This window comes from Microcystis sp. T1-4 (assembly GCF_000297435.1).
GTDB lineage: Bacteria > Cyanobacteriota > Cyanobacteriia > Cyanobacteriales > Microcystaceae > Microcystis.
In genome coordinates this window covers 1-9,931 of sequence record NZ_CAIP01000228.1, presented here as the reverse complement: position 1 = coordinate 9,931, position 9,931 = coordinate 1, and the positions used below count along the sequence as shown (strand labels likewise).

The following is a 9,931-nucleotide window of genomic DNA, read 5'->3' as shown; positions in this document are numbered from 1 at the left end:
TAAATCTGGTTATTAAAAACTGATTATTTATTCTCCGTTTTGCCTGAGTGCCTCTTGCATGAGTGCCTCTCTTGATATGTAGCCGATACTCAACGGATTGAGTATTAGAACGGTTTCATGACTTTGATTGTTGACGATATTTGCTCTGTCTTTGGGATGACTTTTGCTGGTCTTCTGCCGAGATTGACAGAAGAGAGGTAAAATCGACTCTGTGGGGATGCTTTAATCGGCATCTCTGCTTTTTAACAGGGAAAGATTTAACCGCCCCGACAATCGATGGCTCTTCTAGGTTCTGTGTGATAAGTTTAATTGACATAGGATCGATCGATCTTTGTGTCCTTTGTGTCTTTGTGGTTCGTTCCACCCCCTCGCTCTTGAGAAATGTATCTTAGAATACATTTTACCCACCAAAGCTGGGAGAGCCAATCGATCGAGTGTTAAACCTAAGCCGCTAAACTGAAAATAGCTGCTTGTCCTTGGCTCTCATTGCCCAGATTGTAAAATAATGCAAATTTATCTTGACTATAGTGCCACTACCCCCACTCATCCCCAAGTAATCGAGCGGGTTGCCACTATTCTCCAGCATCATTGGGGCAATCCCTCCAGTTTACACACTTGGGGCCAGGATACGGCGACAGTCATCGAAATGGCCAGAGAACAGGTAGCAGGGTTAATTAATGCCAATCCAGACCAGATTATCTTCACTTCTGGCGGCACGGAAGCCGATAATTTAGCGATTATCGGGGTTGCTCAACAGTATAACCGCCCCCGTCATATAATTATTTCTAGTGTGGAACATTCGGCGATCGCTGAACCCTGTAAACAATTAGAGCAGCAAGGTTGGCAAATTACTCGTCTTCCCGTCAATCGTCAAGGTAGGGTTAATCCTTTAGACTTAAAAGCCGCAATTCAAAGCGATACGGTCTTAATTTCCATTATTTACGGACAAAGTGAGGTGGGAACCCTACAACCGATTGAAGAATTGGGCAGCATTGCCAGAGAAAGGGGAGTGCTTTTTCACACCGATGCGGTGCAGGTGGCGGCAAGATGCGATATTGATGTGCGGAAACTGCCCGTAGATTTATTATCTCTTTCTAGCCATAAAATTTATGGAATGCAAGGATCGGGAGCTTTATACATCAGAGCCGGCGTCGATATTTTACCATTACTGCGGGGCGGTGGCCAGGAAAAAGGTCTGCGATCGGGAACCCCAGCCGTACCAGTGATCGCATCTTTCGGTTTAGCGGCTGAATTAGCCCAAAAAGACTTAATTAGCGAAAAAATGCGTTTAATCGCCCTGCGAGATCGATTATTTGACCTCTTAGCCGATTATCCTTATCTGCTGCCCACGGGGGACCGATTCTATCGTTTACCCCACCACGTCAGCTTTATTGTCCGTCCCGACGATGACAGTCGAATCACGGGAAAACAGCTAGTTCGTCAGCTTAATTTAGCAGGAATCGGCATTAGTTCCGGATCCGCCTGTCATAGTGGCAAACTTTCCCCCAGTCCAATTTTAAAAGCTATGGGCTACAGCGATCAAGAGGCACTAGCGGGAATTCGTTTAACCCTGGGAAGGGACACCAGCGCCGCCGATATCGATTGGACGGCTCTAGTATTAAAACAAGTGATCGATCGCTGTTTATCTGCCTTAATTGTTAGCAAGAGTTAGTTTATCCCTCAAATTGTCCTTCGATCAAGATAATTTCGCCAAAATCGGGAATCCATGCCACCCAACGGCCCTGATCCTGTTCACAGAGTAGTAGTGCTTCATCAAAGCTGTATGGAGAGGGGAGCATTCTGAGTTGTACCCATGTGTTTGCTTGGGGGCGAGTAACAACGGCAGTAGTGCGGTATTGTAGTAAAGACATACACAGATCACCCTGATAATTCTGTATCTAAATTTACAAAAAAACCGATGACTGTGGGTAACTTTGTTTGAAATCTTTACATCTTTACCAGAGAATTGCTATAATTAATTTTTGAGAGGGCAAAAATGAGAAAAACAAGCATAAAATTGCATAAAATCACTAAATAGAGCATTTAATTGATTAATGCTCATTCTTAATTCTCCTGACTACTGACTACTGGCTCCTGACTCCTCACCTAAAGGAAGATTTTTGATTTTTGCAAGAGGTCTATTTATTCGGCCAATCCTAGTTATGATCGTTACTGGTAAATGATAGTTGATAACTGGTAATGGTAAGTTCTTTCCCTCGCACCTATAAAATCGCCGTCATCGGTGACGTTCACGACCAATGGGAAATAGAAGATAATTTAGCACTAGAAGCTTTACAAGTGGATTTAGCCCTATTTGTCGGCGATTTTGGCAATGAATCCCTAGAAGTTGTCGGTCGGATTGCTAGTTTGTCCTTACCAAAAGCCGTTATTCTCGGTAATCATGACGCGTGGTATAGCGCCACCCCCTGGGGACGAAAACAATGTCCCTACGATCGCAACAAGGAAGATCGTGTCACCGCCCAGTTAGAATTATTAGGGGTTGCTCATGTGGGTTACTCAAAACTAGACCTACCCAGTTTAGAGCTTTCGATTGTTGGGGGTCGTCCCTTTACTTGGGGAGGTTCCGAGTGGAAAAATGGAGAATTTTTTCAAGAACGCTATAATATCAGCAGTTTTGCCGAATCTACTGCCAAAATTATCGCTAATATTCAAGATACTGCCTATAATAACCTGATTTTTTTAGGTCACAATGGTCCGGCCGGACTGGGAAAGGAAGCGGAAGCTATCTGTGGTCGCGATTGGCAACCCTTGGGAGGGGACCACGGGGATCCGGATTTAGCAGCGGCCATCGAACAAGCACAGCTATTAGGAAAACAGGTTCCTCTCGTCAGTTTCGGTCATATGCACCACCGTCTCCGTCATACTACTTCCCGTTTACGCAATCCCGTGGTCACTTCCGAGATGGGAACTGTTTATCTGAATGCTGCCAGTGTCCCTCGCATTCTCCACTCCGATAAGGGTAAATCTCGCAATTTTTCCCTAGTCACTCTTGAAGAAGGTCTAGTCACAGAAGCATCTTTAATCTGGTTGAACGATAATTTTGAGATTATCAGTAATAGAAAACTTTATCACTCCGGGTCATCAATCGATCGCCTATCTCCCCAATCTTGTTATTCTTAAGTTTTGAAAATAGACCTTTTCTTAATCTTATGCGGTACAACCACTAATATCAGTTATCAGATGTCAGGTTTCAGTTAACTGTTTACTGATAACTGAAAAAAAGCTCCCCAATTCATAATTTATAATTCATAATTTATAATTCATAATTTATAATTCATAATTTATAATTCATAATTCATAATTTATAATTCATAATTCCCTATAGATAGTTAAGTTTTTGAGCGAGTAGAGGTAAAGCAAGAGCGATAGCAACACTAACAATCATACCGATAAAAGCTTTCAAGGCATCCCCGAAAACCAGTTTACCTGTGGCGGCTAAATTAGGGGTTTCTCTGGTTAAAGTCAGAGAAATTTCTCGACCTCCTAATAAACCTAAAAATACCCAAGTGGTACTCATGGGAATATGATTATAGCCAACAAAAAACAGTAAAATTAAGCCATAAATTAAGTTAATAATTGTTGCAGAACGCGGATCATGGGCGTTAGTTTTGCTAGTGACAATTTTCTCGATTTGACCCCCATAATTAATAAAAATGATGGTTTGCAGGAGTAGCATAACTGTTAGAGATAAAACTAACCATGTTGCCGCTAACTTTCTGGGAAGATAGGCGAAAATATTAGCGAAATCTTGTATTAACCATTGACTCCAGAGAAACCCGGTGGATAACCACTGTAAAACTACCCAGATTTTTTCAGGTTCTTTATTAACTGTTTCTAGGAAAAAGTTTTCTAATCGATAAATAATTCGATAGATGACTAACCCCACTATAACAGCAAGAGCATAACCCCAAGCGGATTTAATTAACATTTCATCTAGAGATTGGGGAGCAAAAACTGTTAAAACCAAAAAGGTTGTACTCACGGGTATTCCCCAAGTGGTGAGAATTAAAATTGCCAGGGGAGGAACGATATAAATCCAAGTAAAATTTTCTGGGAAGGGAATCATTTCTAGTCGATTATAGGCCACATCTCCCTGATTAATATACCAACCAGCGATAAAAATCGAGGCTAAGATTATACTGGAATACAGCCATAAAATCCACCAGGGACGTTCTTCATTGGCACTTAAAAAAGTACCTAAAGTTTGTAGGGAATCGTTAGCAACGATTGCATAAGCTGATAGAATAAAGCCAGCAATCATAAAAAAATTACTCATAGACAGTGGGAATTATAAATTATGAATTATGAATTATGAATTGTCAATTATGAATTATGAATTATGAATTATGAATTGGGGAGAATAAATAAAAATAATCTCCTGACAACTGGCTCCCGAAAACGAAAACTTCCTACCTCCCCATTAATATAACTGCTATAACTCCTTAATTTTGCCTTAAAAAATCCCTCGCTAGATAGAAAGCAGCTAAACTACCGGAGACGGTAATTTCCTGGGGATTAATTTCCTGTAAAGGTCGAAGAATAACTTCAATTTCCTCGGTAACATCTAACTTTTGTTGACTGGTGGGGATAGCATTAAGAGCCAAAAAAATATGAATTCTGTTAGTATCTTTAACAGGATTATCATACAAAACAGCTAGAGGGATTAGAGAATCACTTTGATAACCAGTTTCCTCCTCGAATTCTCGACGCGCTGCCGCAGTAATATTATCTTCACCCGCATCTACTGCTCCGGCAGGAAATTCCAATAAAATTTCCTTAACCCCGTGACGATATTGACGAACAAAAACTAATTGATTATCCCCAGTAACTGGAACAACTAACACAATTTCAGGACGAATATTAACGAAATAATCATCGATAACTTGTCCAGAGGATAACTTCACCGCATCTTGACGGACTTGACACCAACGATTATGAAAAACTAGCTCAGATTTAATAATTTGCCATTTTTTTAAATTAGTCATCGACAATCCTGTTATAATTGCAGTGAAATTACTAAACTCTTTCTCAGATAATTATAGCTATCTAGGGACTATTTCTGATAAGATCTAATTTTATACTCCCATCTCCCATGTCGTTAATTCAATGGTATCCCGGTCATATTGCCAAAGCGGAAAGAAAACTCAAGGAACATCTTAAACTCGTGGATGTGGTTCTAGAAGTGCGCGATGCTCGCATTCCCTTGGCTTCCCATCATCCCCAGGTGGACGATTGGATTGGCAATAAACCGCGCTTATTAATCTTAAATCGTCTCGATATGATTCCCGAATCTGCCCAGCAACAATGGGTAACATGGTTTAAAAGTCAAGGAGAAACCGTCTATTTTACTAACGCTAAACAGGGAGAAAGAGTTAAAGCAATTATCAAAGCGGCGGAAAAAATTGGCGATGCAATTAACCAAAAACGCCAACTAAGAGGAATGTTACCCCGTCCAGTGCGCGCCGTGGTGATTGGGTTTCCCAATGTGGGTAAATCTGCCCTAATTAACCGTTTATTAGGGCGAAAAGTCGTTGCCAGCGCCCGCAGGGCCGGAGTAACGCGACAATTACAATGGGTAAGAATTTCCGACACCTTAGAATTATTAGACGCGCCGGGGGTGATCCCTTCCCGTTTAGATAATCAAAAGGATGCGGTGAAATTAGCTATCTGTGAGGATATTGGGGATGCTGGTTATGATAACCAAAGGATAGGGGCGGCTTTTGTCGATTTATTAGTAGAATTAAACTATGAAGGACTTTTACAATCTCGTTATGGGTTGAATACCCTAGACATGACCGGGGAGGATTTTATCGAAAAATTGGCCAATCTCAAATATCAAGAAGATAAAGAAAGGGCAGCCATGCAGTTACTCAATGATTTTCGGAAGGGAATAATCGGGGCTATCCCCTTAGAATTGCCCCCTTCCTCTTGAAATAGCCTGTTTTTAACTCAATTAGGTCAATAGTCGCCGCTAATAGACCGGTTAATTCCCGAATTGGTCAAAATTACCGCCTGTTAGTCCACTGAGTTTCAGATAAGATTAAAGAAATCGGTAAAGTTGCGAGGATCGATCGAACTGTGAAGGAAGATAGGGAATAAACGACAGAGATAACAAAGACTATGGGCAAACCGACTGGCTTTATCGAATTCCTGCGTGAACTTCCTTCCGAACTTACCCCCCTCGATCGCCTTCATAATTGGGATGAGTTTCATCTTCCCATGCCAGAAGATAAACTCCGCAATCAGGCCGCCCGTTGTATGGATTGTGGTACACCATTTTGTCACACGGGAACCCTAATTAGTGGCATGGCCAGTGGTTGCCCGATTAATAACCTGATTCCCGAATGGAATGATTTAATCTATCGAGGATTGTGGCGAGAAGCCCTCGATCGCCTCCATAAAACCAATAATTTCCCCGAATTTACCGGTAGAGTCTGCCCCGCCCCCTGTGAGGGTTCCTGTGTTCTCGGTATTCATAATCCCCCCGTTACGATCAAAAATATTGAATGTTCGATTATTGACAAAGGCTGGGAATCTGGGTGGATTACTGCCAATCCCCCCGCCATCCGTACCGGCAAAAAAGTGGCCGTGATCGGTTCTGGACCTGCTGGATTAGCAGCCGCCGACCAGTTAAATAAAGCCGGTCACTGGGTGACAGTTTATGAACGGGCCGATCGCCCCGGCGGCCTGTTGATGTACGGCATCCCCAACATGAAGTTAGATAAGGAAGAAGTGGTTCTGCGTCGTCTCCAGATGCTGGAACAGGAAGGGGTAAAAATGGTCTGTAACACGGAAGTGGGCAAGGATATCAGCAGCCAAGACCTATTAAACGAATACGATGCCGTGGTTATCTGTACCGGGGCCACCAAACCCCGGGATTTAAACATCGAAGGTCGCCAATTAAAGGGCATTCACTTCGCCATGGAGTTTCTCACCGCTAATACAAAGGCACTACTAGACGGACAGCCGGGGGAGGATTTTATCTCGGCCGCGGGTAAAGACGTGGTAATTATCGGCGGTGGTGACACGGGAACCGACTGTGTGGGGACTTCCCTGCGTCATAACTGCCGTAGCGTCACCCAATTAGAGATTATGCCGCAACCGCCCCGCGAACGGGCCGCCGATAATCCCTGGCCCGAATGGCCGAAAATCTACCGTCTGGACTATGGACAAGAGGAAGCGGCCGCACGTTTTGGCGATGACCCCCGGGTTTATACCACCACAGCGACTAAATTCGAGGGGGATAGCGAGGGCAACGTGACGGGGATTCACACGGTACAGGTGGAATGGCAACGCAACGAAAAAGGGCAGTTTATCCCCCAACCGGTGGCAGGAACAGAAAAAGTCATCCCGACGCAGTTAGTTCTATTGGCCATGGGATTTTTGGGACCAGAACAGCCTTTACTCGATGATTTAGGCTTAGAAAAGGATGCCCGCAGCAATATCAAGGCCGAACACGGTCAATTTGCCACTAGCTTGCCGAAAGTCTTTGCGGCGGGGGATTGTCGTCGTGGTCAAAGTTTGGTGGTTTGGGCGATTAATGAAGGTCGCGGGGCCGCCAGGGAATGCGATCGCTTTTTGATGGGGGCGACGGATTTACCTTAAACCAGTAGTTAGGGTTTGCGGCAAAAAGTTTTTTGTGGGGGCAGGGTGTGGGGTGTGGGGTGTGGGGTGTAGGGTTTTACCTAATTTTCAGGGAAAAAGTCCCTGAATTTTCCCCCCAATCCCCGCAATGGCTGGCACTTTTTGAGGGGAAAAAAGTCTAAAAGTCTTATTCAACAAGGTTTTTAGATTTATTCAGCAAACCCTAACTAACATAAGAGAAGAGGAGGAGGAGGGAGGAAACAATTGTCCCTATTGCCTATTTAGACAATTGCTCCCTGTTTAAACTGTTGCCGCCGATGAATCAAGCACCACCTGTTCATTGGTGGGTAACTCCAGACAATAACCCGCACCGTAAACGGTTTTAATATAGCGAGGATGACGGGGATCCGGTTCTAGTTTCGTTCTCAGATGGCGAATATGAACCCGAATAGTCTCGATATCGTCATCGGGATCGTATCCCCAGACTTCCTTGAGAATATCACTGGGGGAAACGGTTTGACCGTGACGTTGGAGAAGACAGTGGAGTAACTCGAATTCTAGATGGGTTAACTTGACCACACCTTCAAACCAGACCGCCTCAAAACGTTCGGGAACCAGGGTTAAAGGTCCAAAACTGAGTATTTCTGAGTGTTTAGCGGCTTGGGGAATGCGATCGGTGCGTCTGAGCAGGGCGCGCACCCTAGCTAACATTTCCTCCACCTCGAAAGGTTTGGTCAGGTAATCATCGGCACCGGCGTTAAAACCTTCCACTTTATCTTGGGTTTGTCCCAAGGCTGTGAGCATCAAAATCGGGATGTCTGCTGTGCGTTCATCTCGTCGCAAACGCTGACAGACGGTAAAACCATCGACTTTGGGCAACATTAAATCCAGCATGATTAAATCGGGTTGTAACTGGACGGCCAAGGCCTGGCCTTTAATCCCGTCCTCTGCGGGATTAACGTCATAACCCGCCATCTCCAAGTTGATGGAGACTAATTCCGCGATTGCAGGATCATCATCGATTACAAGTATTCGGGGCATTACCAGAGTGTTATGACTAAGGGTTTGGGTAGGGGGTTGCTAAATGTGTTCTCGCTGACATCGCAACTATGGCTTTGTCTCTCAAGGGGTTGAGTTTGGCGAAACATAAAGAATCCTGTACTGATTATAAGCATGATTGCTAAATTCGGTTTTAATTTGTGAAATTTTGCTGATATAAGTCTCCTGAATGTTAAGAATTTCTAAGAAGTGTGAAGAATGTTGGGCGAGAATTGATATTGGTGCTAAATTATGCCCTCTCTCGCCCCAAGCTCACCTAGGCAGCCGTTTTTCACTAATCTTTACAATTGCGCCATCTGGCTCGATAGCGGTTTCAAGCGGCGGCAAAGTCCTTCTAGACCTAACTTTTCCCCCTCAGCTCCCCTGGCGGCACTGTAAAAATTCTTAATAAAATTACCGTTCGATTCAGTTTAATCTACCAAAATAGGCGGTTTTAGTAAGCATCTGTAACGAACCCGATCCATTCCACTCATCCAAACAGGTGATCATAATATGAGCGTTAATTTATCAACTCAACTGCGGGAAGGCACGAAAAAATCCCATACCATGGCAGAAAACGTCGGTTTTGTCAAGTGTTTTCTCAAGGGGGTGGTAGAAAAAACTTCCTATCGCAAACTGGTGGCTAACCTCTACTTCGTCTATTCGGCCATGGAGGAGGAGATGGAAAAACTTCGTAGTCATCCCGTCGTTTCTAAAATCTGTTTTACCGAACTCAATCGCAAAAATGCGCTAGAACAGGATTTATATTTTTATTATGGTCCAAATTGGCGCAACGAGATCGCTTTATCTCCCGCAGGTCAGGCCTACGTTGACCGGATTCGGGAAATCGCCACAACAGAACCCGAATTATTAGTCGCTCATTCCTATACCCGTTATCTCGGCGATCTGTCCGGGGGGCAAATCTTGAAAAAAATCGCCGAAAAAGCGATGAATCTGGAAACTGGTGGCACAGCTTTCTATGATTTTAAAGATATTCCCGACGAAAAAGCCTATAAAAACCACTATCGTCAAACCCTCGACGAGTTACCAGTAGATCAAGCCATGGCTGATCGCATTGTCACCGAAGCTAACGCCGCTTTTGGCATGAACATGAAAATGTTCCAAGAGTTGGAAGGTAATCTGATCAAAGCGATCGGAATTATGCTCTTTAATACTCTCACCCGTCGTCGCGGCACCGGCAGCACCGAAACCGGATTGGCCACCGCCGAATAGTAGTCAAGAAAACCTAAAAAAAACGGAAATTCTGGAATTGGGGTAATGGTTAGCC

9 protein-coding genes are annotated in these 9,931 nt (G+C 43.9%); 5 read left to right on the top strand and 4 right to left on the bottom strand.

The genetic code is table 11. From position 1 onward, the window contains the following. The first annotated feature begins 505 nt into the window (after nt 1–505). Nucleotides 506–1,672 carry a cysteine desulfurase family protein gene (locus MICAI_RS14150; RefSeq protein ID WP_008203224.1) on the top strand — a complete coding sequence of 389 codons (1,167 nt, stop codon included), beginning with the start codon at nt 506–508 and terminating at the stop codon, nt 1,670–1,672. Nucleotide 1,673: 1 nt separating this feature from the next. Here MICAI_RS14150 and MICAI_RS14145 read toward each other — a convergent pair whose 3' ends face one another. Next, nucleotides 1,674–1,871: a hypothetical protein gene (locus tag MICAI_RS14145; protein ID WP_002784450.1), complete on the bottom strand. Its 198-nt coding sequence runs from the start codon at nt 1,869–1,871 to the stop codon at nt 1,674–1,676. A 328-nt stretch (nt 1,872–2,199) separates the two neighbouring features. On the opposite strand from MICAI_RS14145, the gene MICAI_RS14140 reads away from it, so the two are divergent. Continuing rightward, nucleotides 2,200–3,141: a TIGR04168 family protein gene (locus MICAI_RS14140; RefSeq protein WP_008203220.1), complete on the top strand. Its 942-nt coding sequence runs from the start codon at nt 2,200–2,202 to the stop codon at nt 3,139–3,141. Between the two features lie 199 nt (nt 3,142–3,340). On the opposite strand, the gene MICAI_RS14135 is transcribed toward MICAI_RS14140, so the two are convergent. Both MICAI_RS14135 and MICAI_RS14130 read right to left on the bottom strand, forming a co-directional pair. Beyond that, nucleotides 3,341–4,282: a hypothetical protein gene (locus MICAI_RS14135; protein ID WP_008203218.1), complete on the bottom strand. Its 942-nt coding sequence runs from the start codon at nt 4,280–4,282 to the stop codon at nt 3,341–3,343. Between the two features lie 181 nt (nt 4,283–4,463). Next, nucleotides 4,464–5,006 (bottom strand): NUDIX hydrolase, encoded by a 543-nt coding sequence (locus MICAI_RS14130; RefSeq protein WP_008203216.1) that lies wholly within the window; start codon nt 5,004–5,006, stop codon nt 4,464–4,466. A gap of 107 nt (nt 5,007–5,113) precedes the next feature. On the opposite strand from MICAI_RS14130, the gene ylqF reads away from it, so the two are divergent. Next, nucleotides 5,114–5,953, top strand: coding sequence for a ribosome biogenesis GTPase YlqF (gene ylqF, locus MICAI_RS14125; protein WP_008203214.1), 840 nt, complete (start codon nt 5,114–5,116; stop codon nt 5,951–5,953). A gap of 188 nt (nt 5,954–6,141) precedes the next feature. Continuing rightward, nucleotides 6,142–7,626: a glutamate synthase subunit beta gene (locus MICAI_RS14120; RefSeq protein WP_002731974.1), complete on the top strand. Its 1,485-nt coding sequence runs from the start codon at nt 6,142–6,144 to the stop codon at nt 7,624–7,626. Nucleotides 7,627–7,905: 279 nt separating this feature from the next. Here MICAI_RS14120 and MICAI_RS14115 read toward each other — a convergent pair whose 3' ends face one another. Further along, nucleotides 7,906–8,646, bottom strand: coding sequence for a response regulator transcription factor (locus tag MICAI_RS14115; protein WP_008203211.1), 741 nt, complete (start codon nt 8,644–8,646; stop codon nt 7,906–7,908). 510 nt (nt 8,647–9,156) lie between these two features. On the opposite strand from MICAI_RS14115, the gene MICAI_RS14110 reads away from it, so the two are divergent. Next, entirely contained in the window at nt 9,157–9,876 is a 720-nt protein-coding gene (locus MICAI_RS14110; protein ID WP_008203209.1) for a biliverdin-producing heme oxygenase, read from the top strand. The last annotated feature ends 55 nt before the right edge of the window (nt 9,877–9,931 follow it).